Origin of the sequence: Streptomyces sp. NBC_01013, assembly GCF_045162765.1 — a bacterium.
In the GTDB taxonomy this organism is placed as follows: domain Bacteria; phylum Actinomycetota; class Actinomycetes; order Streptomycetales; family Streptomycetaceae; genus Streptomyces.
In genome coordinates this window covers 2840661-2864099 of the sequence record NZ_CP108687.1, presented here as the reverse complement: position 1 = coordinate 2864099, position 23439 = coordinate 2840661, and the positions used below count along the sequence as shown (strand labels likewise).

Annotated in this window: 22 protein-coding genes; 15 read left to right on the top strand and 7 right to left on the bottom strand. The window is 71.7% G+C overall.

Annotation, left to right across the window (positions count from 1 at the left end; all coding sequences use genetic code 11):
- Positions 1-54: 54 nt before the first annotated feature.
- The gene (locus OG538_RS12020; protein ID WP_406092850.1) at positions 55-660 is read left to right on the top strand and encodes a MarC family protein; all 606 of its coding nucleotides are present in this window, start codon (positions 55-57) and stop codon (positions 658-660) included.
- Between the two features lie 93 nt (positions 661-753).
- Here OG538_RS12020 and OG538_RS12015 read toward each other — a convergent pair whose 3' ends face one another.
- Complete coding sequence (locus OG538_RS12015; protein ID WP_219572777.1) at positions 754-906, bottom strand: hypothetical protein; 153 nt, start codon at positions 904-906, stop codon at positions 754-756.
- Between the two features lie 221 nt (positions 907-1127).
- Here OG538_RS12015 and OG538_RS12010 point away from each other — a divergent pair, with 221 nt between their 5' ends.
- Positions 1128-2015, top strand: a complete 888-nt coding sequence (locus tag OG538_RS12010; RefSeq protein ID WP_406092848.1) for an NYN domain-containing protein — start codon at positions 1128-1130, stop codon at positions 2013-2015.
- A gap of 41 nt (positions 2016-2056) precedes the next feature.
- Here the strand turns inward: OG538_RS12010 and OG538_RS12005 are convergent, their stop codons facing one another.
- Together OG538_RS12005 and OG538_RS12000 are read right to left on the bottom strand one after the other, a co-directional pair.
- Positions 2057-2902, bottom strand: a complete 846-nt coding sequence (locus tag OG538_RS12005; RefSeq protein ID WP_406092846.1) for an alpha/beta fold hydrolase — start codon at positions 2900-2902, stop codon at positions 2057-2059.
- Between the two features lie 110 nt (positions 2903-3012).
- On the bottom strand, positions 3013-4923 hold the full coding sequence (locus OG538_RS12000) for a DEAD/DEAH box helicase (RefSeq protein WP_406092844.1): 1911 nt from the start codon (positions 4921-4923) through the stop codon (positions 3013-3015).
- A 473-nt stretch (positions 4924-5396) separates the two neighbouring features.
- Here OG538_RS12000 and OG538_RS11995 point away from each other — a divergent pair, with 473 nt between their 5' ends.
- Positions 5397-6131, top strand: a complete 735-nt coding sequence (locus OG538_RS11995) for a ferritin-like fold-containing protein (RefSeq protein WP_406092842.1) — start codon at positions 5397-5399, stop codon at positions 6129-6131.
- A gap of 87 nt (positions 6132-6218) precedes the next feature.
- Here the strand turns inward: OG538_RS11995 and OG538_RS11990 are convergent, their stop codons facing one another.
- From OG538_RS11990 to OG538_RS11975, 4 genes are all read right to left on the bottom strand, one after another.
- The gene (locus OG538_RS11990; RefSeq protein WP_406092840.1) at positions 6219-6488 is read right to left on the bottom strand and encodes a hypothetical protein; all 270 of its coding nucleotides are present in this window, start codon (positions 6486-6488) and stop codon (positions 6219-6221) included.
- 216 nt (positions 6489-6704) lie between these two features.
- Positions 6705-6932 carry a DUF3107 domain-containing protein gene (locus OG538_RS11985; RefSeq protein ID WP_024490505.1) on the bottom strand — a complete coding sequence of 76 codons (228 nt, stop codon included), beginning with the start codon at positions 6930-6932 and terminating at the stop codon, positions 6705-6707.
- Positions 6933-7064: 132 nt separating this feature from the next.
- Complete coding sequence (locus tag OG538_RS11980; protein WP_136329491.1) at positions 7065-7706, bottom strand: TetR/AcrR family transcriptional regulator; 642 nt, start codon at positions 7704-7706, stop codon at positions 7065-7067.
- Positions 7707-7874: 168 nt separating this feature from the next.
- Complete coding sequence (locus tag OG538_RS11975; RefSeq protein ID WP_406092838.1) at positions 7875-8090, bottom strand: hypothetical protein; 216 nt, start codon at positions 8088-8090, stop codon at positions 7875-7877.
- Positions 8091-8295: 205 nt separating this feature from the next.
- On the opposite strand from OG538_RS11975, the gene OG538_RS11970 reads away from it, so the two are divergent.
- The 12 genes from OG538_RS11970 to moeZ all read left to right on the top strand — a co-directional run bounded on the left by OG538_RS11970 (position 8296) and on the right by moeZ (position 23414).
- Positions 8296-9261, top strand: a complete 966-nt coding sequence (locus OG538_RS11970; RefSeq protein WP_406092837.1) for an alpha/beta fold hydrolase — start codon at positions 8296-8298, stop codon at positions 9259-9261.
- Positions 9246-10718: a DUF3152 domain-containing protein gene (locus OG538_RS11965; protein WP_406092835.1), complete on the top strand. Its 1473-nt coding sequence runs from the start codon at positions 9246-9248 to the stop codon at positions 10716-10718. The genes OG538_RS11970 and OG538_RS11965 overlap by 16 nt, the downstream gene beginning before the upstream one ends.
- A gap of 157 nt (positions 10719-10875) precedes the next feature.
- Entirely contained in the window at positions 10876-10971 is a 96-nt protein-coding gene (locus OG538_RS11960; protein WP_399307995.1) for an Ms4533A family Cys-rich leader peptide, read from the top strand.
- A gap of 225 nt (positions 10972-11196) precedes the next feature.
- Positions 11197-12924 carry an ABC transporter substrate-binding protein gene (locus OG538_RS11955; protein WP_406092833.1) on the top strand — a complete coding sequence of 576 codons (1728 nt, stop codon included), beginning with the start codon at positions 11197-11199 and terminating at the stop codon, positions 12922-12924.
- A 2-nt stretch (positions 12925-12926) separates the two neighbouring features.
- On the top strand, positions 12927-13910 hold the full coding sequence (locus OG538_RS11950) for an ABC transporter permease (RefSeq protein WP_406092831.1): 984 nt from the start codon (positions 12927-12929) through the stop codon (positions 13908-13910).
- Positions 13907-14896 carry an ABC transporter permease gene (locus tag OG538_RS11945; RefSeq protein ID WP_406092829.1) on the top strand — a complete coding sequence of 330 codons (990 nt, stop codon included), beginning with the start codon at positions 13907-13909 and terminating at the stop codon, positions 14894-14896. Before OG538_RS11950 ends, OG538_RS11945 begins: the two co-directional genes overlap by 4 nt.
- A complete protein-coding gene (locus OG538_RS11940; RefSeq protein ID WP_406092827.1) occupies positions 14893-16476 on the top strand; it encodes a dipeptide ABC transporter ATP-binding protein in 1584 nt (527 codons plus the stop codon). Before OG538_RS11945 ends, OG538_RS11940 begins: the two co-directional genes overlap by 4 nt.
- Before the next feature lie 190 nt (positions 16477-16666).
- Positions 16667-18499: a DUF3492 domain-containing protein gene (locus OG538_RS11935; RefSeq protein WP_406092825.1), complete on the top strand. Its 1833-nt coding sequence runs from the start codon at positions 16667-16669 to the stop codon at positions 18497-18499.
- A 292-nt stretch (positions 18500-18791) separates the two neighbouring features.
- Complete coding sequence (locus OG538_RS11930) at positions 18792-20222, top strand: hypothetical protein (protein WP_406100087.1); 1431 nt, start codon at positions 18792-18794, stop codon at positions 20220-20222.
- Positions 20223-20354: 132 nt separating this feature from the next.
- A complete protein-coding gene (locus OG538_RS11925; protein WP_406092823.1) occupies positions 20355-21320 on the top strand; it encodes an NAD-dependent epimerase/dehydratase family protein in 966 nt (321 codons plus the stop codon).
- Positions 21308-22150, top strand: coding sequence for a phage tail protein (locus tag OG538_RS11920; protein WP_406092821.1), 843 nt, complete (start codon positions 21308-21310; stop codon positions 22148-22150). The genes OG538_RS11925 and OG538_RS11920 overlap by 13 nt, the downstream gene beginning before the upstream one ends.
- Positions 22151-22235: 85 nt before the next feature.
- Positions 22236-23414, top strand: coding sequence for an adenylyltransferase/sulfurtransferase MoeZ (gene moeZ, locus OG538_RS11915; RefSeq protein WP_406092820.1), 1179 nt, complete (start codon positions 22236-22238; stop codon positions 23412-23414).
- Positions 23415-23439 lie beyond the last annotated feature (25 nt).

Here is a 23439-nt window from a genome sequence, read left to right as displayed (position 1 = left end):
CGCGTGGTGTGCTCCCCCCCGTCGCATTTCCGCTCTCTCCTCGCAAGGCTCACTGTGTTCGACGTCGCTGTCTTCGGATCCCTTTTTCTCACCCTTTTTGTGATTATGGATCCGCCCGGAATCACCCCGATCTTCCTCGCCCTCACCGCAGGCCGACCCGCCAGGATGCAGCGCAAAATGGCGCTGCAGGCGGTCTCCGTAGCCTTCGGTGTGATCGCCGTCTTCGGGCTGCTCGGCCAGCAGATCCTGGATTACCTGCATGTCTCCGTCCCCGCGCTGATGATCGCGGGCGGGCTGCTCCTGCTCCTGATCGCGCTCGATCTGCTGACCGGCAAGACCGACGAGCCGACGCAGACCAAGGACGTCAACGTGGCTCTCGTCCCCCTCGGCATGCCTCTGCTCGCCGGCCCCGGAGCGATCGTCTCGGTGATCCTCGCGGTGCAGCACGCCGACAGCGTCGGCAGTCAGATCTCCGTCTGGACGGCCATCATCGCCATGCACATCGTGCTGTGGCTGACCATGCGCTACTCGCTCCTGATCATCCGGGTCATCAAGGACGGCGGCGTCGTGCTGGTCACCAGGCTCGCGGGCATGATGCTGTCCGCCATCGCCGTCCAGCAGATCATCAACGGCGTCACCCAGGTCATCCAGAACGCCTGACCGGCACCCGGACACCACAGCGCCCCCGCACGGACCATCCGTGCGGGGGCGCTTCGTCTTTTTACGTCGGCGTCGTGTTACGTCGGCAAGGTGTTACGAAGCCGAGGAGTCGGCCGGGCGGATATAGATGCGCTGGCCGACAGCTGCGGCCTGCTGCACGATCCGGTTGACGGAGGCGGCGTCCACGACGGTGCTGTCCACGGCGGTACCGTCGACATCGTCGAGTCGCATGATCTCGAAGCGCATATGGCTTCCCTTCGTCTGATCCTCCTGCTGGAGAACTACTGGGAGGACGGGTGGCCCGTCCGCAAGGATGAGGAGCGCAGGCATCTCTGTCTTGCGCCCCACGGGGTGTACAACGGCTTGCCTCCTGCAATCATTCCCTACGCTAAGGAAATTTTTTGGATGTCTAAGTACCAGCAGGTAACCGAACGTGCGCGGACGACGGCGTCCGCGACGAGGCCCGCATGAACGAGGCAGAGATCACCGATCGTCTGGACCGCACGAACGAACTGCTCCAGCGCGTACTCGCCGAGGTGTCGAAGACCCCGTCGACCCACGCGATCTTCGTGGACGCGGGCTATGTGTACGCCGCGGCCGGGCTGCTCGTCACCGGTACCGAGGACCGGCGCTCCTTCGACCTCGACTCCGAAGGGCTGATCGAGGCCTTCATCGACAAGGCCCGCACCATCTTCGCCGACAGCAGACTGCTGCGCGTGTACTGGTACGACGGGGCCAGGCGCCGGATCCACACGGTGGAGCAGCAGTCCATCGCCGAACTCCCCGACGTCAAGGTCAGGCTGGGCAACCTCAACGCCAACAACCAGCAGAAGGGCGTCGACTCGCTCATCCGCACCGACCTCGAATCCCTCGCCCGCCACCGAGCCATCAGCGACGCCGCGCTGGTCGGCGGCGACGAGGACCTGGTGTCGGCCGTCGAGGCCGCGCAGGGCTACGGGGCCCGGGTCCACCTGTGGGGCATCGAGGCCGCCGAAGGGCGCAACCAGGCCGAACCGCTGCTCTGGGAGGTCGACAGCCAGCGCACCTTCGACCTCGACTTCTGCCGCCCGTACGTGACCAGACGCCCCGTCACCACCTACGAGGAGGACGCCCCGGCGCCCTCGCGCGAGGACGTCCGCTTCGTAGGTGCGCAGATCGCCGCCACCTGGCTCTCCGCCCGCGGACGCGAGTCCCTGGCAGACCTGCTGCCCGGGCACCCGTATCTGCCGGGCTCCGTCGACCAGGACCTGCTGGTCGAGGCGGAGCGACTGCTCCAGCACTCGCTGCGCGGCCACGCCCATCTGCGCCGGGCGCTGCGTGACGGCTTCTGGCAGCACCTCCAGGCGCAGTACTGAGGTCTGCCGACCCGGAGTGCCACCCGCCTTCGTACAGCCTGTTACACGCTGCCCCAGAAGGCGACGAGCGCGTCGGCCGTCGGCCCCGGCCGGTCCGTGTTGGGGGAGTGCTCGGCACCCTCGATCCGGGTCCGGCGCGCGCCGAGGCGTTCCGCCATCGTGTCGAGCAGCGGGACCGGCCAGACGTCGTCGCGTTCGCCGGAGATCACATGGAGGGGCAGCCCCGTGGCGGCGAGCTCGGCCACCCGGTCCGGTTCGGTGGCCAGTTGCCGACCGGTGGCGATCAGCTGCGCGGGGTGATGGCGCAGCCAGCGCCGCCGCAGATCCTCGCCGTCCGTCTCCGCCTCGGCCGGCGGGTCGAGGGTCCGCATGGTGGACCAGACGTCGTCCATGCTCATCGTGGCGAGCGCGTCGCCGAGCATCTTCAGCTTGACCTGTTGGGCCTCGACGACCTCGGCGGGCCCGGAGGACATCAGGGTCAGCGAACGGAACGGTGCCGGGTCCAGGAGCACGGCCGCGCGTGCGATCTGCCCGCCGAGTGAGTGGCCGAGCAGGTCGAGCGCGCCGTCGCCGAGACCCAGAGCGGCCCCCTGCGCGAGCACGTCACGGGCCAACTCGCCCTGGCCGTAGCTCTCCTGACGATCCGTCCCGTCGGTCTCGTACTGCCCGCGCCCATCGACGGTGACGGCGCGGTAGCCGGCGTCGGCGAGCGGCTGCAGCAGCGCGATGAAGTCCTCCTTGCTGCCGGTGTACCCGGGCAGCAGGAGGACAGTTCCGCGCGTTCGCGTACGCGGCACCGCGTCCAGCACGGCGAAGTCCCCGCGCTCGGTGTGCAGCGCGCGGGGGCGGGCACAGGGGGGCGGGGTGAAGGTGGGTGGCCTGCTCATGGCACGAGGTTACGACCCCGCTCCGCAGGGCGAGGCCGTCACGCCGTGGAACGCCGGACGGGCCCGAGGTATCCCTCGGGCCCGTCCGGCAGTCGTCACACGTGGTGCGCTCAGCCCTCGGACTTCGCGGCAGCGGCGCGCGGGGCCCGGCGGCGGCGCGGCTTGGCCTCGCCCTCGGCGGCCGGCGTCTGGGCCACGGCCTCGGTCTTCGGCTTCGCGGCCGCACGGGGGCGACGGCGCGCCCGGGAGTCCGGCTCGGGCTCGGCCATCGGCGCGATCTGGAAGTCGACCTCGTCCTCGGCGGGCTTGATCACTCGGGCGCGGCGGCGCGGCTTGGTGACCGTGGTCGCCTCGACCGCGGGCTCGGCCACGGGAGAGGTCTGGAAGTCGACCTCCTCCGTCACCGGCTTGGCGGCCCGTGCGCGGCGGCGGCGCGGCTTCGTCTCGGTCACCGACTCCGTCCCGGGCTCGGCGTCGACCACGACCTCGGCCTTGGCGGCCTTGGTCCTCGTCCGCTTCTTCGGCTCGGCCGCGGGCTCGGTGTCGATGACCACGGCCGGAGCCTCCGCCACGGCCACCGCTGCCTCGGCGGCGACGTCCGCGGCACCGACGCGGCTGCGACGGCGACGGCGCGGGGTGCGAGGCTCGGACGGGCCGTCCGTGGCCTCGGGAGCCTCGACGACCTCCGTGGCGGGTGCGGGCACCGTCACGGCGCCCTCCTCCGCAGCCGAACCGCCCCGGGTGCGACGACGCTGACGCGGCGTGCGCGCAGGACGCTCCTCGCGGACCGCGGGAGCCGCCGCGGCGGCGGACTTGCGACCGCGGCCGCCCGTCTCGCCGAGGTCCTCGATCTCCTCGGCCCGCAGACCCGCGCGGGTCCGCTCGGTGCGCGGCAGGACACCCTTGGTGCCGGCCGGGATGTCCAGCTCCGCGTACAGGTGCGGGGACGTGGAGTACGTCTCCGGCGGGTCCGGGAACTTCAGGTCCAGGGCCTTGTTGATCAGCTGCCAGCGCGGGATGTCGTCCCAGTCGACCAGCGTGATCGCGATGCCCTTGGCACCCGCACGGCCGGTACGGCCGATCCGGTGCAGATAGGTCTTCTCGTCCTCGGGGGACTGGTAGTTGATGACGTGGGTGACACCCTCGACATCGATACCGCGGGCCGCGACGTCGGTGCAGACCAGCACGTCGACCTTGCCGTTGCGGAAGGCGCGCAGCGCCTGCTCACGGGCGCCCTGGCCGAGGTCGCCGTGGACCGCGCCGGAGGCGAAACCGCGCTTCTCCAGCTGTTCGGCGATGTCGGCCGCGGTGCGCTTGGTGCGGCAGAAGATCATCGCGAGCCCGCGGCCGTTGGCCTGCAGGATGCGCGAGACCATCTCGGGCTTGTCCATGTTGTGCGCGCGGTAGACGTACTGCGCGGTGTTCTTGACGGTCGTGCCCTCGTCGTCGGGCGACGTGGCGTTGATGTGCGTCGGCTGCGACATGTAGCGGCGCGCGAGGCTGATGACAGCGCCCGGCATGGTCGCCGAGAACAGCATCGTCTGGCGCTTCGCCGGCAGCATCGTGATGATGCGCTCGACGTCGGGCAGGAAGCCGAGGTCGAGCATCTCGTCGGCCTCGTCGAGGACGAGGGCGCGGACCCGCGACAGGTCGAGCTTGCGCTGGCCCGCCAGGTCGAGCAGCCGGCCCGGGGTGCCGACGATCACGTCGACGCCCTTCTTGAGGGCCTCGACCTGGGGTTCGTACGCCCGGCCGCCGTAGATCGCGAGAACGCGGACGTTACGCACCTTGCCGGCGGTCTGCAGGTCGTTGGTGACCTGCTGGCAGAGCTCGCGGGTGGGGACGACGATCAGCGCCTGCGGGGCGTCGGTCAACTTCTCGGGCTGGGCCCGGCCCGCCTCGACGTCCGCGAGGACGGTGACGCGCTCCAGCAGCGGCAGACCGAAACCGAGCGTCTTGCCGGTGCCCGTCTTGGCCTGTCCGATGACATCGGAGCCGGAGAGCGCTACGGGGAGCGTCATCTCCTGGATGGGGAAGGGGGACGTGATGCCGACTGCCTCAAGGGCTTCGGCCGTCTCGGAAAGGATCCCGAGGTCTCGGAACGTAGTCAGGGTGCTGCCTCTTCTGTGAAACGCGGTCCGAGGCGAACGATGGGGGTCGTACCGTGCCGGGGTTGGTCATCCGGCCGTGGATGGGCCGGGTGGCGCGGGACCACTGCCGTCGCTCGAGCGCTCGTGCCGCTGAGGGGGCCCCTCATCTGCGATTGCACGTGTCGTACACACCGCGTGGAGGGCTGTCGGTTCGGAGCCGATCGGGCCTCCGACCGGGCATCCTCATTCAATTTCGCGCAACGAGCAGTTGCAATGCTCAGTAAGCGCAATACCACTGTACCCCGGATTTGCGCATCTGTGTTGGGCGAATTCATCGGAACGGTGTGACGTCAGTCGGCGGCCGGACCCCTCGGCCCCCCGGCGGGCGGGCTATTCTGCGCTCCATGGAGACGCCTGACAACGCCACGCAAACCCCCGCATCCACCAAAATCGCCGACCAGGACTGGGCCACCGCGTCCGTGGAGCCGCAGTACCGGGCCGCCGTGGTCGACCTGCTGGGGGCACTCGCCTACGGGGAGCTGGCGGCCTTCGAGCGCCTTGCCGAGGACGCGAAACTCGCGCCGACCCTCGCCGACAAGGCGGAGCTGGCGAAGATGGCCTCCGCGGAATTCCATCACTTCGAGCGGCTGACGGACCGGCTGACCGCGATCGAGGTGGAGCCGACCGGCGCCATGGAACCGTTCGCCAAGGCCCTCGACGACTTCCACCGCATGACCGCGCCGTCGGACTGGCTGGAAGGTCTCGTGAAGGCCTACGTCGGCGACTCGATCGCCAGCGACTTCTACCGCGAGGTCGCGGCACGGCTCGACTCGGACACCCGTTCCCTGGTCCTCGCCGTGCTCGACGACACGGGCCACGGCAACTTCGCCGTCGAGAAGGTGCGCGCCGCGATCGAGGCCGACCCGCGGCTCGGGGGCCGGCTCGCGCTGTGGGCACGCCGGCTGATGGGCGAGGCGCTCTCGCAGGCACAGCGGGTGGTGGCCGATCGCGACGCGCTGTCCACCATGCTGGTGGGCGGAGTGGCCGACGGATTCGACCTGGCCGAGGTCGGCCGGATGTTCTCCCGGATCACCGAGGCGCACACCAAGCGGATGGCCGCGCTGGGGCTGGCGGCCTGAGGGCTGTCCCGCCCGGATCGTGCCGGGGGCGCGGGGCCGGGCCTGATCCGGACGGAAGGCCCCAGGACTCTCCGGACCGCTGCCGCGTCAGGCTGCCGCCGACCGGCCGAACCGGCGGCTGCGCGGCCGCAGCAACAGGGACAGCGTCACCGCGGAGATCAGCACCGAGCCCACCAGCGTGGCCGCCGCGTGGCCCGGGCCCAGCACCGAGTGCGTGAGCCAGGCGCCGAACAGGGCCCCCAGCGCACCGGTGCCGAGCACGGCGCGACGGGACGGGAGCCGGGGCGACAGGGCGCGCAGGGCCACCGAGGAGAGGGCGAGTCCGAGCACGACGGAGCCCAGGGTTTCCAAGATCACAGGTGATCACCTCGCAGGTGCGGGGGCGGGCAAATCGGTCGTAGGCGGTACTACCCCCGGGCAGCGGAGGGCAACCCTCCCGCGGACAGGCTTCGCTCAGCCGTCGCACAGGATCGGCGGCCGAGCGCACCCCGCCGCTCGCACCTGTGGCACAACGGAAAGCGGCCCGGCGGGGAACCCCCGCCGGGCCGCTTCCACGGTCTTTCCGGTATGCGGCTACAGCGCGCCGAACCCCACCCGTCGCGTGCTGGGCTCACCGATCTCCACGTAGGCGATCCGGTCGGCCGGCACCAGGACCTTGCGGCCCTTCTCGTCCGTGAGGCTGAGCAGCTGCGCCTTGCCGGCGAGAGCCTCGGAAACCGCGCTCTCGACCTCTTCGGCGGAAAGCCCGCTCTCCAGAACGATCTCCCGGGGCGTGTGCTGCACCCCGATCTTGACCTCCACGGCTATGTCCCTCCGACGGTCAGTCCCTGCGCGGTGAACCGCGCCGTACGCAGCACACATTAGCCCGCTGAGGGGACCTGCCAGGGCCCGGCGGGCAACGCCCGCAGCGAACACCGGCGCCGGCCGCCCCGGTCAGTGCTGATCGAGGCCGTGCAGCGGGAAGCCCGCGATACCCCGCCAGGCCAGCGAGGTGAGGAGCTGGACCGCCGTGTCGCGCGGGATGGCGGAGCGGCTGGAGAGCCAGTAACGGGCGACCACCTGGGACACGCCGCCCAGCCCGACCGCGAGCAGCATGGACTCGTCCTTGGACAGCCCCGTGTCACCCGCGATCACGTCGGAGATCGCCTCGGCGCACTGGAGGGAGACCCGGTCGACCCGCTCGCGCACGGCGGGCTCGTTGGTCAGGTCCGACTCGAAGACCAGCCGGAAGGCGCCGCCCTCGTCCTCCACGTACGCGAAGTAGGCGTCCATCGTCGCGGCCACGCGCAGCTTGTTGTCGGTGGTCGACGCCAGCGCCGTGCGCACGGCCAGGAGCAGCGACTCGCAGTGCTGGTCGAGGAGGGCCAGGTAAAGCTCCAGCTTGCCCGGGAAGTGCTGGTAGAGCACCGGCTTGCTGACTCCGGCACGCTCCGCGATGTCGTCCATCGCCGCCGAGTGGTACCCCTGCGCGACGAAGACCTCCTGCGCAGCACCCAGGAGCTGATTGCGTCGGGCGCGGCGGGGCAAACGAGTGCCCCGCGGGCGCGCCGCCTCGGTCTGCTCGATGGCTGTCACGCCGCCTCCCAAAATTGTGATCGGACCCAGCAGTTCCGTGCACGCTGCGCCATACCGACATCGTACTTTTGGGTAACCCAGGTATGCGCGGCGCGGACGCAGAATTTCACGGACCGGACGACTGCGGTAGCCACAGTTTCCGTACCCCCTGCCGCATAGCGGGGCGTATCAGCGGTAATCGTCCTCATCCTGCGGAACGACGCGGGCCTGCTCCGCCGCATCCGCCTCGTTCACGCGGTCCCGGTCCACGTCCGGCGTCGGTTCGTCGTCCCGCGGGCGCAGATCGGCCCGCTGCTCGGCGGTGTCCGCGTCGGGTGCCTCCTGGTCGGGCTCGTCCGGCTGGACGCCCTCGAAGGTCTCCGGGTCACTGGGGTCTACCGTCATGGCGACTCCCTTCCTTGCTCCGAGCCTAGGAGCTGAGGGCTGTCCCGCAATTCCTGGTGGATGGGCGCGCGGCGTCGGATGGTGCCGTAGCCGGCGTCGGGCGCCCGCCGGGACTGCGGGAGAGCCCATCAGCCCATGAGGCCGCCATGCGGTCTGTGATGGCGAACACATGAACCACGGTGTGATCGTCTCGTAACATTGCCGCATGTCTTCGACCGAGCTGCCGGGAGTCCGTGCCGCCGCCGCAGCGGTGTCCCCCACGGTGAGCACCGTCAGGGTCGCGGAGGGGGAGAGGCTTCGCTCCGTCACGCTGCCCGGGCTGACGCTGACCGTCCGTTCGAGGCCGCCGGAGCGGACCGGGCTGCCGCCCGCGCTCTTCGTGCACGGCCTCGGCGGCTCCTCGCAGAACTGGACGGCGCTGATGCCGCTGCTCCAGGACGTGCTGGACAGCGAGGCGGTCGACCTGCCCGGTTTCGGGGACTCCCCGCCGCCGGACGACGGCAACTACTCGGTCACCGGCCACGCCCGCGCGGTGATCCGCCTTCTCGACGCGGGGGAGCGCGGCCCCGTCCACCTGTTCGGCAACTCGCTGGGCGGCGCGGTGGCGACCCGCGTCGCGGCGGTCCGCCCCGACCTGGTGCGCACCCTCACCCTGATCTCGCCCGCGCTCCCCGAGATCCGGGTGCAGCTGTCGGCCGCGCCGACCGCACTGCTCGCCGTTCCGGGAGTCGTGTCCCTGTTCGCCCGGATGACCCGGGACTGGAGCGCGGAAGAACGCACCCGTGGAGTCATGGGACTCTGTTACGGCGATCCGGCACGTGTCTCCGCCGATGGCCTCCGTGACGCGGTGGCCGAAATGGAGCGGCGGCTGGCGCTGCCGTACTTCTGGGACGCGATGGCGCGCTCGGCACGTGGCATCGTCGACGCGTACACACTGGGCGGGCAGCACGGGCTGTGGCGTCAGGCCGAGCGGGTGCTCGCACCGACCCAGCTCGTGTACGGCGGACGGGACCGGCTCGTCTCGTACCGGATGGCACGCAGGGCGTCCGCGGCCTTCCGCGATGCGCGACTGCTGACACTGCCCGACGCCGGGCACGTGGCGATGATGGAGTACCCGGAGGCGGTCGCCCAGGCGTTCCGGGACCTGCTCGACGAATGTGGCGGGAGCTGATCCAGGGCGTGGGACGACACAGCCGAAAGGGCCCTGCGCCCAGCGTGCCCGGGACCGGGCCCTCCGAGGCGAACGCGGAAGCGGGGCGCGAGGGCACCCGGCCCGACGCGGGCAGCGGCCGGCGCAGACGGCCGGGCGACGCGTCTCCCGACACCGACGGCCACACCCCGTTCTCGGGCACACCCCAGGTGCGCGGCGGGCACCCCGAGCAGCGTGAACCCGGCGGCGGCTGGGGCACCGGGCCCGTCGGGCGGTACGGCGAGAGGCCGGCCCCGCCGCACGGCACGGCACCGGGCCGCGTCAGCAATCAGGCCCCGACGCCCGGTCGGCCGCACGGGGCGGGGAGCCCACAGAATTCGCAGGGGGCGCCGAATCCGCGAGGTCCGCAAGGGGAGCGGAACCCGCGTAGCCCGCAGGCCTCGCGGATTCCGCAGTCCACAGCCGCCCGGCCACTGGTGCCGGGGCCGCGGCGGGAGTTCGTCGAGGCTTTCGACAGCCCGCCCGCCCCGCCCGGCGGGGCGGCCCCGGCACCTTCCGGGCCGGCTGATCCGTACCGTTCGGTCACCGAGTGGGACGAGCGCCCGCCGGAGGCCGGCGCGGGGCCGGCGGCTTCCGGCGAGGGCGACAGGGACGCCAGGGGAGCCAAGGGCGGCAGGGGGCGCACCTTCACCGGGATCGCCGCGGCCGCGGTGACGACCGTGCTCGCCGTGATCGTGGCGGGCCAGGTCGCCCAGGACAGCGGCAGCCGGTCCGGCGCCGCGCAGGCCGCGGGCATGGACCGGGACGCCGAGGGCGACGCCTCCCGTTCGGACGTCCGGACGTCGCCGAGCCCCGAGGCGGCGGTGACCAAGCCCCTTTCGTACGAGCAGAAAATGGCCAAGGCCTACCCGCTGGCACCGAAGCTGGCCGGCCCGGGGAAGTTCGAGACGGTCGCCGGTGCGGCGAAGGCTCCGGGCAAGGGGCGCATCTGGCGCTATCGGATCGATGTCGAGCACGGGCTCGGACTCGACTCCGCGCTCTTCGCCCAGGCGGTCCAGAAGACCCTCAATGATGACCGGAGTTGGGCGCACAACGGCGATATGACCTTCGAACGGATTTCCACCGGCAAGCCGGATTTCGTGATCACGCTGGCCAGCCCGGGGACCACGGGGGACTGGTGCGAGAAGTCGGGTCTGGACACGACCGAGGACAACGTCTCCTGCGACTCCGCGGCCACCGAGCGCGTGATGATCAACGCCTACCGCTGGGCCCAGGGCTCGTCGACCTTCGGGCCGGACAAGCTGTTCGCCTACCGGGAGATGCTGATCAACCACGAGGTCGGCCACCGGCTGGGGCACAACCATGTGAGCTGCGGCACGAAGGGCGCCCTCGCTCCGGTGATGCAGCAGCAGACCAAGTCGCTCGACATCGACGGCATCAAGTGCCGCCCCAACGCCTGGGTGTATCCCAAGGGTTGAGCCCGATGCCGGGTCCGGGGGGCGGCCGGCCGGCCGCCGCGCCGGACCCCCCCGGGGCCGGCCCCGGGAACGCCCAACCGAAGTCGCTGTCCGCATGGTGAGATGACCGTCTCATATCGCGTTGACACCGGGCGGACCGTCACGCATATTTCTCGGCATGTCACGCAGCCCCGTCACCACCGATCGCGCCGCCATCGAGCTGGCGCTCATCGGCGTGACCGGGCACAGCGTCGCCGACATCGACTGTTGCTGACGCCAGCCCGCGCGCACGTCGGCCCCCTGCCCGAGCCCTGATGGCCCGGACCGCCCTTCCCCGACTGCCGCGCCCGGGCGTACTCCGTCCGCAGGCGCGGCAGTTCCAGTGTTCCGGTCCTTCACCAGTCCTGACCGGTTGTGTGCACATGACTCTCGTCGCCGCCTGCACGGAATCACTTCCTGTTTCCCTCATTCCGGCAGTACTCCGAGAGGTCACCTTCCGATGCGTCATCCGTCCGTCATATCGCGCCGCGTAGCAGCGGCCGCCGCAGTACTCGCCGTGGCCGCGGGGGCCGCGGCCTGCGGGCCCGAGGGCAGCAGCAAGGGCAGCGACGACGCCTCCGGCGCGGCGGGCGCCCCCAAGAAGGGCGGCACGCTCACCGTCCTCAACAGCAAGCCGCAGGAGGACTTCGACCCCGCGCGGCTCTACACGTCCGGCGGCGGCAACGTCCCCTCCCTCGTCTTCCGTACGCTCACCACCCGCAACCGGGAGGACGGCGCGGCGGGCTCGAAGGTGGTCCCCGACCTGGCGACCGACCTGGGCACGCCCAGCAAGAACGCCACCGTCTGGACGTACACCCTCAAGGACGGCCTCACCTACGAGGACGGCACCGCCATCACGAGCGCCGACATCAAGTACGGCATCGAGCGCTCCTTCGCGGCCGAACTCTCCGGCGGCGCACCCTATCTGCGCGACTGGCTCATCGGCGGGGCCGACTACCAGGGCCCGTACAAGGACAAGAAGGGCCTCGCCTCGATCGAGACGCCCGACGCGAAGACCATCGTCTTCCACCTCAACAAGCCCGAGGGCGAGTTCCCCTACCTGGCCACCCAGACGCAGACCACCCCGGTACCGAAGGCCAAGGACACCGGCACGAAGTACGAGGAGCACCCGCTCTCCTCGGGCCCGTACAAGGTCGTCAAGAACGAGGGTGACGGCGAACGGCTGATCCTGGAGCGCAACACGCACTGGTCGGCCGCCACCGACCAGGAGCGCAAGGCCTACCCCGACCGGATCGACGTCCGGTCCGGACTCGACTCCGCCGTCATCAACCAGCGGCTGTCCGCTTCCCAGGGCGGCGACGCCGCGGCCGTCACCACCGACACCAACCTCGGCCCGGCCGAACTCGCCAAGGTCAGCGGTGACAAGAAGCTCGCCGCGCGCGTCGGCACCGGCCACTTCGGCTACACGAACTACATCGCCTTCAACCCGAAGGTGAAGCCGTTCGACAACCCGAAGGTGCGCCAGGCCATCTCGTACGCTGTCGACCGCACCTCGGTGGTCAACGCCGCCGGCGGCTCCTCGCTCGCCGAGCCCGCCACCACCTTCCTGCCCGACCAGGCCTCCTTCGGCTACACGCCGTACGACGCCTTCCCGGCCGGCAAGACCGGCAACGCGGCCAAGGCGAAGGAACTGCTGAAGGAGGCCGGCTACCCCGACGGGCTGACGGTCACCCTCACGCACAACAACGAGAAGAACTTCGAGACCAGCCCGGAGATCGCCACGGCGCTCCAGGAGGCGCTGAAGAAGGCCGGCATCACCGTCAAGCTCCAGGGTCTGGAGTCCAACGCCTACTCGGACACGGTCTACAACGTGAAGAGCGAGCCGGGCCTCTTCCTCGGCGGCTGGGGTGCCGACTGGCCGTCCGGCGGCCCCTTCTTCGCGCCGATCTTCGACGGACGTCAGATCGTCAAGGCCGGATACAACTTCAACTCCGCCCAGCTCAACGACCCCTCGGTCAACAAGGAGATCGACGGGATCAACAAGCTGACCGACCTGAGCGCCGCGGCCGCGCGCTGGGGCGCGCTCGACAAGAAGGTCGGTGAGCAGGCACTGACCGTGCCGCTGTTCCACCCCGTCTACAAGCGCCTGTACGGCGAGTCCGTCAAGAACGTCGTGATCAGCGACTGGACCGGCGTGCTCGACATCTCGCAGGTCGCGGTCAAGTAACCATGGCCGAAGCACTGCTGGTCAAGGAGGCGGGGGCCGTCGCGGCCCCCGCCCCCGGGGCCCATCCGTTCTGGCGGCGGCTGCGCGCCCGCCGCGCCGCCCTCGTGGCGGCGGCCGTCGTCGTCCTGCTGGTCCTCCTCGCGATCGCCGCGCCCCTTCTCACGGGCCTGGAGGGCCAGAACCCCACCACGTACCACCCCGATCTCGTCGACTCCGCCACCGGCGGGGTCCCGCTCGGCTCCTTCGGTGGCATCAGCGCCGGGCACTGGCTCGGCGTCGAACCGCTCACCGGCCGCGACCTGTTCGCCCGTGTCGCCTACGGCGCCCGGGTCTCGCTCGGCGTCGCACTCGGCGCGACCCTGCTCCAGGTGGCCGTCGGTGTCTTCATCGGCCTCTCGGCCGGCCTCGGCAACCGCTTCGTCGACCAGGCGCTCAGCCGCGTCACCGATGTCGTGGTCGCCCTCCCGGTCATGGTGATCGCGCTCGGCGCGCTCGCCGTCGTTCCGGCCGGCTTCCCCCGGCCGGTGCTGATCGCCGTGATCGTCGGCCTGGTCGGCTGGTCCGGCATCTCGAAGATCGTGCGCGCCCAGACCCTCTCCCTGAAGTCGCGCGACCACGTCGCGGCCGCCCGGCTCAGCGGCTGGGGGTCCTGGCAGATCGCCCGGCGCGAACTGCTGCCCTCGCTGGCCGCACCCGTCATCACCTACGCCGTCCTGCTCTTCCCCGCCAACATCGTCGTCGAGGCAGCCCTGTCCTTCCTCGGGGTCGGCATCAAGCCGCCCACGCCGTCCTGGGGACAGATGCTCAGCGACGCCGACACCTGGTACCAGGCCGCGCCCACCTATCTGCTGATTCCGGCCGGGCTGCTTTTCGTCACCGTGCTGGCGCTCACCGTCCTCGGCGAGGGCGTGCGCACCGCACTCGACCCGCGCGCCGCCTCCCGGCTGAGGATCGGCACCGGCGCCAGGAAGGAGGCGGGAGCATGAGCTGGTTCCTGCTGCGCCGCCTCGGCGGGGCGCTCCTCGTCCTCCTCGCCCTCAGCGTCGTCGTCTACGCAGCCTTCTACGTCGCCCCGGGCAACGTCGCGCAGATCGCCTGCGGACCGCGCTGCTCGCCCGCGCAGGTCGCCCAGGTCAGCGAACAACTGCACCTCGGTGACCCGGTGTACGTGCAGTACGCCCACTTCCTCCAGGCCCTGGTCGCCGGCCGCGACTACTCCACCGGCACCGCCGTCGTGCACTGCCAGGCCCCGTGCCTGGGACTCTCGTACCAGAGCGGCCAGCAGGTCACCCAGCTGATCCTCGCCAAACTGCCCGCCACCGCCTCGCTCGCCGCCGGCGCGTTCGTGCTGTGGATGCTGCTCGGTGTCGGCACCGGACTGCTCTCGGTGTGGCGGCGCGGCCGTGCCACCGAGCGCATCCTCACCGGGATCACCCTGGCCGGCATGGCCACGCCCGTCTTCGTGATCGGCCTGCTGCTGATCATCATCTGCGTCACGGCGCTCCAGATCCTGCCGTTCCCCGACTACGTCCCCCTCACCGAGGACCCGGAGCAGTGGGCGTGGAACCTGCTGCTGCCCTGGATCTCGCTCGCGCTCGTCTCCGCCGCCCCGTACGCCCGGATGACCCGGGCCTCGATGCTGGAGACGCTGGCCGAGGACCATGTGCGCACCTTCAGGGCGTACGGGGTCAGCGAGCGCGTGATCGTCGGACGGCATGCGCTGCGGGGCGCGCTCGCCCCCGTGATCGCGCTCGGCGCACTCGACATCGGCTCGATGTTCGGCGGCGCTGTGCTCACCGAGTCCCTCTTCGGGATCCCCGGTGTCGGCCGCGAACTCGTCGAGGCCGTCAAGCAGGTGGACCTCCCGGTCGTCGTCGGTCTGGTGCTCGTCACCGGCTTCTTCGTCGTCCTTGCCAATGCCGTCGCGGACGTCCTCCAGGCGATGGCCGACCGACGGGTGGTGCTGTCATGAGTCTCGTCGAGGTCACCGATCTCTCGATCTCCTTCGGCGACGTGCACGCGGTGCGCGGGCTGTCGTTCTCGCTGGAGGAGGGTGGCGCGCTCGGAGTCGTGGGCGAGTCCGGCTCCGGAAAGAGCGCCTCGGCGTACGCCCTGCTCGGCCTGCACCGGGGGACCGGTGCGAAGGTCGGCGGCTCGATCCGGGTCGCGGACGTGGATGTCCAGGCCGCCGGTGACACCGAACTGCGCGGGCTGCGCGGGGCGAAGGCCGCGATGGTCTTCCAGGACCCGCTCTCCTCGCTGGACCCGTACTACGCCGTCGGCGACCAGATCGCCCAGGTGTACCGCGTCCATCACCGTGTCACCCGGCGAGCGGCGCGGGCCAGGGCGGTGGAGGTGCTGGACCGGGTCGGGATCCCGGACGCGGTACGCCGCTCCCGGTCCAGGCCGCACGAGTTCTCCGGGGGGATGCGCCAGCGGGCGCTGATCGCGATGGCACTGGCCTGCGAGCCCCGGCTGCTGATCGCCGACGAGCCGACGACCGCGCTCGACGTCACCGTCCAGGCCCAGATCCTGGACCTGCTGCACGATCTGCGCCGCGAGACGGGCATGGGACTGCTGCTGGTCACCCATGATGTGGGCGTGGCGGCGGAGTCGGTGGACGAGGTGCTCGTCATGCGGTCCGGCCTCGCGGTGGAGCGCGGGCCGGTGGCCGAGGTGCTCGGCGCCCCCCGCGAGCCGTACACGAAGGCGCTGCTGGCGGCCGTGCCGCGGATCGCGCCCCAGGCTGCGCCGTCGGCTCCGGAGCGGACCGCCGCCGAGGACGAGGTCCTGATCGAGACCGAGGACGTGCGGCAGGTGTTCGGCCGGGGGAAGTCCGCCCTGGCCGCCGTCGACGGGGTCTCCCTCGCGGTCCGCCGCGGTGAGACGCTCGGCATCGTCGGCGAGAGCGGCAGCGGCAAGACCACCCTCGGGCGGATGCTCGTCGGTCTGCTGGAGCCCACGTCCGGCCGGATCAGCCGGGCGGCCCGGGTCCAGATGGTCTTCCAGGACCCGGTCTCCTCGCTCAACCCGCGCCGCTCCGTCGGCGAGGCGGTCGCCGACCCGCTGCGGGCGCAGGGGCAGCGCGACGAGGGCCTGATCAGGGCGCGCGTACGCGATCTGCTGGAGCGGGTCGGACTCGACCCCGAGCAGTACGACCGCTATCCGCACGAGTTCAGCGGCGGTCAGCGTCAGCGCGTCGGGATCGCACGCGCTCTGGCGGCGGAACCCGAGCTCATCGTCTGCGACGAGGCCGTCTCCGCCCTCGACGTGACGACCCAGGCCCAGGTGACCGCCCTGCTGGCCGAGCTCCAGCAGGAGCTGGGACTCGCCCTGGTCTTCATCGCCCACGACCTCGCTGTCGTACGCCAGGTGAGCGACCGGGTCGCCGTCATGCGACGGGGCCGGATCGTCGAGGAGGGACCGGTGGAGGAGGTGTACGCGCATCCCCGCGACCCGTACACCAGGCAGCTGCTGGCGGCCGTCCCCGCCCTCGATCCGGCACTCGCGGCGGTGCGCCGCGCGGCCCGCAAGGAGCTGGCCGCAGCCTGACCCTGTGTGACCCACTGCTTCTATAGCGCGACAGAACGCTACCGGGGCGGGAAAGTTACGACGGTTCACCCCTTTCGGTGGTGCGACGGACAACCGTCCGTCGCACCACCGGCGTATCCGCTTACGGTCGTCCCGCTGCGAGTCGCCAATCCAACGGCGGCCGCTCTCAAGGGAGATCAGGGGTGTACTCGTGCGGATCGGACTGCTCACCGACGGTGGTTATCCGTATGCGTCCGGTGAGTCAAGACTCTGGTGCGACCGTCTGGTGCGCGGCCTCGCGCAGCATGAGTTCGATCTCTTCGCGCTCAGCCGCAGCGCCGAGCAGGAGGCGCAGGGCTGGGTCCAGCTCCCGGCCCAGGTCAGCCGGGTGCGGACGGCACCCCTGTGGACCGCCGACGAGGACGCCCTCGGCCTCCACTCCCCCAGAGGACTGCTCCCGCGACTGCTGACCGGCGGGGGCGCGCGGACGTACGGGCGGCGCGAACGACGCCGCTTCGTCACCCACTTCACGGCGCTCGCCACCTCGGTGTGCGTGGCGGGCGCGTCCGACGACGAGCGGGGTGACGCCGGTTCGACCGCCGGTCGTGGCGAGGGAAGCGACGCGGGGCGTGCACCCGCAGGCTTCGAGGACGCGCAGTTCACCGAAGGCCTCTACGGACTGGCCGAACTGGCCTGCGAGCACGGCGGACTGCCCGCCGCCCTCCGCTCCGAGACCGCCGTACGCGTTCTTGAGGCCGCCTGCCGCGCCCACGGCACAGGACGCACCGTCCAGTCCGCCACCGTCCCCGATCTCCTCGCCTTCGCCGCGGAGCTCGACCGGGTGCTGCGCCCGCTCTCCCTCGACTGGTACGACGAGGAGAGCCTCGGTGCCGTCGACCTCTGCCATGCCGCGTCGGGCGGCGCCGCCGCGCTGCCCGGGCTGCTGGCCAAACGCTTCTTCGGGGTGCCGCTGCTCGTGACCGAGCACGCCGTGCAGCTGCGCGCGCACTACCTCGCCGACACCGGTGCGCCGGTGAGTGCGCCGGTGCGCGCGCTGCTCGCCAACTTCCACGGGCGGCTCGCCACCGAGGTGTACCGACAGGCCGCACTCATCACCCCCGGCAATACCCACGCCCGCCGCTGGCAGGAGCGCTGCGGCGCGGAGCCCGCCAAAGTGCGGACGGTCTACCCGGGCATGGAATCCGGCCGCTTCGCCGCACTCGGCGAGAGCGACGACGACGGAGGCCCCGACACGCTGGTCTGGGTCGGCAGGATCGAACCGGCCAAGGACCTGATCGCTCTGTTGCACGCCTTCGCCGAGGTGCGCAGGGCCGAGCCCGACGCCCGGCTGCGGATCATCGGTGCTCCGGCCCAGGGGCCGGAGGGCGCCTCCTATCTCGCCCACTGCCGGGCGCTCGCCGACCAGTTGTTCCCCGACGAGGCCGTGGACGCGCACGCGGTCGGCGACAGCCCGGTCTCCTTCGAGGACATCGGCGGGGCGGAGGTCCCCGATCTCGTCCAGGCGTACGGGGCGGGCGGGGTCGTGGTGCTCTCCAGCGTGGTCGAGGGCTTTCCGATCAGTCTGGTCGAGGCGATGTTCTGCGGCCGGGCGACGGTCTCCACGGACGTCGGGGCCGTCGTCGAGGTCATCGGCGGTACGGGACTCGTGGTGCCCCCGCGCAATCCGCGGGCGCTGGCGGACGCGTGTCTGGCGCTGCTGCGCGACCCGGAGCGCCGTGCACGCCTGGGGGCGGCGGCGCGCGCCCGCGCACTCGAACTCTTCACCGTCGAACAGAACCTCGCGGCATTTCGCGGCATTTACCTGGAGCTGATCTCGCAGGCACCGGTGCGCAGGGGGGCGGAGCCGGCCGCCGACGGCGGGCCGCGCCCCTTCGCCACCCCGCCGGAGGCCCATGTCCTCGGCTTGTGGCCGGAGCGGGGGGACGACCTCGGCCCGGGGCCGGCGCACGCCGGGCGCACGCCCGGCTGGGCCGTGCAGGGAGTCGGCGCGGGAGCGTGCGGCGTGGGGGACGGCGATGTGTGACCAGGAGACGGCCGGGCCGGGCCGCACGGAGCGACCGGGACCGACCGGTGCATCCGGGGTGGTCGCTGCCCTGGCCGACGAGCACGGAGGAACGACGATGGGCCGCCCGACCGAAGTGCCCGAGGCACTCGGCACACCGATGACCAGCAGCAACGGGGACCACCGCTCATGGGCGTCGGCCTCCGGGACCCTGCTTGCGGACGTCTCCGAACCGGCGTGGACGCTGTCCGCCGCACCACCGGACGAGGCGGCGGCTGCACCGGCTGACGAGGCGACGGGCGAGGCGGCGGGTGTGCCGGCGGACGGGTCGACGAAGGGGTCGAAGGGCGCCGCGGCTGACGGCGCGGCGAGCGCGCCGCCGGCCCAGGAGGACGCCCCGCACCCGGCGCCCGACGCCGCGCCCGCCCCCTCGCCGGAGCCGCTCCCCGCTCCCGCGGAAGCCGATGACCCGACAGGCCCCGGCGCCGATGAAGCCACGGCTCTCGACGCCGATGACGCCACGTCCCCCACCGCTTCGGAGCCGTCACCCCCCGAGCACCCGGCGCCGCGCCCGGCACCCGCCGAGGCCGCGACGCTCCCCGACGACCCCGCACCGCACCTCGCCCCCAGGGCTCCCGAAATCGCGCACCCCGCTCCGGCGCGCAAGCTCACCACCGGGCGGCGCGGGCCCGCCGACCCCGTGAAATCGCTCATGCACCGACACCGCGAGCTCTGTGAACGTGCCGTCGACCCGCTGGAGATCGCCGCCGGGCTGGAAGCGCACGGGGTCACCGACCGCACCGCCGCCCGCTACCGGCACCGCGACGTCTTCTCGCTCGCCGAAGAGCTGTTCGCGCGGGTGCCCGCCGTCGCGGGGGAGCCCCTCGGGGCGTCCCTCGCCCCGGCGCACGACGTCGAGACGCGCGCCGCATGGTCACTCAGGGCCTTGCTGCCGGGCGCCGCCTGCCTCGCGACCCTCGTCGCGCTGCGGCTCACCGAGGGGGTGCTCGGAGCCGAGCCGCGCCTCGCCCTCGGCATCGGTGGCGGCCTCCTCGCGCTCATCGGGCTCGCGCTCGCCCTGCGCACCGGCCCTCTCGGCGCCGAAGGCCGCTCGTCGGGCGCCGCCGGCCTGTTCGGCTGCTGGCTGCTCGGCTACGTCCTGTACGGCGACGCCCTGCTCCACCAGGTCCTCAGCGGCGGTCCCGAAGGCCCCTGGGACATCACGCCCGCGCCGCTGCTCGGCCTTGCCGTCGCGGTCGCTCCCGCGGCGTGGTGCGCCCACCTCTTCTCCGTACACGCACACCGCAAGCTCAACGGCAGCCGTGCGCTGGAGGAGTTCGCCGCGGGCGTGCGCCCCCTGCTGTTCGCCGCTGTCGCCTTCTTCCTCTGCGTCCTCAGCGGGCTGCTGTACCTGGCCCGCCTCGGGATCGGGACGGGCGGCGCCCCGGTCGGGGCGGCGGCGCTGGGCGTGCTCCTTCTGCTGGCCCGGCTCCTCACCGTCCACGGCTTCCCCGAACCGGCCGCCACCGGCCTCGCCGCCGCCTGCGCCGTCGAGGTTGCCGCCCCTGCCCTGATCCTGGCCGGCCGGCTGCCGGGCCTCGACGCCCTCGCCCGCCCCGTCGACGCGCTCGTCGCGGCGGGCGGCACCGGGGCCGTACCCGCCGTCGCCTGCGGCGTGGCCGCGCTCGGCCTGCTGACCACCGCCACCGTCGCTCTTTCCCGAGCCTCCGCCCACACCGCCTGACCACGCCAGAACCCCGCGGAGCCGACGCCGCGGATTCTCCCGTACCGCACACACCTGCCCCAAGGAGACACCGGACATGACCCACCGATCCCCCGCACCGGCAGCGCGCCGTCGGCACCCAGGGGGCGCACGATGAGGGTGCTGCTGCTCGGAGCCAACGGATTTCTCGGCCGGTTCGTGGCCGACCGGCTGCTCGCCGACCCCGCCGTCCACCTCACGGCGCTCGGCCGCGGCGACGACGCCGACGTACGGTTCGACCTCGCCGGCGGCAGCCCGGGAGCGCTCACCCGCTTCCTCGACGCCGTCCACCCCGGAGTCGTCGTCAACTGCGCGGGCGCCACCCGGGGCGGGGCCCGCGACCTGACCCGTCACAACACCGTCGCCGTCGCCACGGTGTGCGAGGCGATGCGGCGCAGCGGCTGCACCGCCCGCCTCGTCCAGGTCGGCTGCTCCTCGGAGTACGGGCCCTCGCAGCCCGGCTCGTCCACGGCCGAGGACGCCATTCCGCGCCCCGGCGGGCCGTACGGCGTCAGCAAGCTGGCCGCCACCGAACTCGTCCTCGGCTCCGGCCTCGACGCGGTCGTGCTGCGGGTCTTCTCGCCGGTCGGTCCCGGTACCCCGGCGGGCTCCCCGCTCGGCCGGCTCGCCGAGGCCATGCGCCGCGCCATGCAGGCGGGCGACGGCGAACTGAAGCTCAGCGGCCTCGGTGTGCAGCGCGACTTCGTGGACGTGCGCGACGTCGCGCGTGCCGTGCACGCCGCCTCGCTCTCCGCCGCGCAGGGCGTCGTCAACATCGGCACCGGACGAGCCGTGCGCCTGCGCGACGCCGCCGCCGTCCTCGCCAAGGTCGCCGGATACGCGGGCGCACTCCACGAGCTGGACACGCCCCCCGGCCGCCTGCCCATCGGCGCCCCGCGCACCTCCGCCGAATCGGTCATGGAACACCTCGCGGTCACCCCGTCCCCTTACCCGGACGGCTGCGGCGCCTGGCAGCAGGCCGACGTGCGCACCGCCAGGGACCGGCTCGGCTGGCGCCCCCGGATCAATCTGGAGGAGTCCCTCGCCGACATCTGGATGGAGGCGGCGTGCCGTATCTGACCGGCACCGGCACGGCCCGCCGGACCAGCGGCGCCGCACAACTCGGCTTCGGCGTCCCGGGGTACGCGCACCCGCTGCTCGCACCGGTCGAGTGGGCCGAACTCACCCGCCCCGGCACCCCGCTGCACTGGGCCGTCCTCGACATCGACAACGGCCCAGGCAGCCGCCCCGACCCGCACTGCCTGGAGGCCGCGGGCCGGCTCCGCAACGCCCGCGACCGGGCCGTGCACGGTGAGGACCCGCTCGACTCCGTGCGGGCCTCGGCCGGCCGGCTGCTCGGCAGGCTCGACCTGGCCCACGGCAGCCGGTCCTTCGGCGAGCTGGTCGACGACGCGCGGTCCTATCTGGACTGGTACCGCGTCGACGGCTTCCACCTCGATCGCTGCCCGGCCGGGCGCCCGGACCTCCCGGCCGTCCGTCGTCTCACCAGCACCCTGTCCGCGCTCCTGGCGGACAGCGACAGTGCGCAGCACGGGGGGCACCTCGTGCTCGGCCACGACACCCATCCGTATCCCGGCTACGCGGAGACCGCCGACCAGCTGGTCACCTTCCGCGGCTCGTGGACCGACTACCGCTGGTCGCAGGTGGCGGAGTGGACCGCCGCCTATCCGCCCGACCGATTCGCCCACTTCGTCCACGGTGTCCCGCGCACCCACCTGGAGGAGGCCATGCGGATCGCCCGCTGGCAGGGCGCCGGGACGATCTTCTTCACCGACCGCACCGGGAAGGCCGGTCCCGGAAACCTGCGGGGGCAAAGCGATCCATTTGCGACACTGCCCAGGTACTGGGACGAAATCGTCTCGCGGATCGGACCTGCTATCTCGGAATGAGGAGGGGCGTGGCAGTGTTACGGCAAGAACAACCGTACGTAGCCGAAGTACGTAGAAACCGACCACCTGCATTGTTGAGGTTCCTGTGTCGCTGCCACCCCTGGTCGAGCCAGCTGCTGAGCTCACCGTCGACGAGGTCCGCAGGTACTCCCGCCACCTGATCATCCCGGATGTCGGGATGGACGGACAGAAGCGGCTGAAGAACGCGAAGGTGCTCTGTGTGGGCGCCGGGGGCCTCGGCTCACCGGCTCTCATGTACATGGCCGCGGCCGGTGTCGGCACGCTCGGCATCGTGGAGTTCGACGAGGTCGACGAGTCGAACCTGCAGCGCCAGGTCATCCACAGCCAGGCCGACATCGGCAAGTCCAAGGCCCAGTCGGCCAAGGAGACCGTGCAGGGGATCAACCCCCTGGTCAACGTGATCCTTCACGAGGAGCGGCTCGAAGCCGACAACGTGATGGACATCTTTGCCCAGTACGACCTGATCGTGGACGGCACGGACAACTTCGCCACCCGCTATCTCGTCAACGACGCCGCGGTCCTGCTGAACAAGCCGTACGTCTGGGGCTCGATCTACCGGTTCGACGGTCAGGCGTCCGTCTTCTGGTCCGAGCACGGTCCCTGCTACCGCTGCCTCTACCCGGAGCCGCCGCCCCCCGGCATGGTTCCCTCCTGCGCCGAGGGCGGTGTCCTGGGCGTGCTCTGCGCGTCCATCGGCTCCATCCAGGTCAACGAGGCCATCAAGCTGCTCGCCGGCATCGGCGACCCGCTCGTCGGCCGTCTGATGATCTACGACGCGCTGGAGATGCAGTACCGCCAGGTCAAGGTCCGCAAGGACCCCGACTGCGCGGTCTGCGGCGAGAACCCGACCGTCACCGAGCTCATCGACTACGAGGCCTTCTGCGGCGTCGTGTCCGAGGAGGCCCAGGAGGCGGCGCTCGGCTCCACGATCACTCCCAAGCAGCTCAAGGAGTGGATCGACGCGGAAGAGAAGATCGAGATCATCGACGTCCGTGAGCCGAACGAGTACGAGATCGTCTCGATCCCGGGTGCGAAGCTGATCCCGAAGAACGAGTTCCTGATGGGCAACGCCCTCCAGGACCTCCCGCAGGACAAGCGCATCGTTCTCCACTGCAAGACCGGTGTCCGCAGTGCCGAGGTCCTCGCGGTCCTCAAGTCGGCGGGCTTCGCCGACTCGGTGCACCTCGGCGGCGGCGTCGTCGGCTGGGTCAACCAGATCGAGCCCGAGAAGCCGGTGTACTGAGACCGTTCGGTCCGAAGTCTGTACG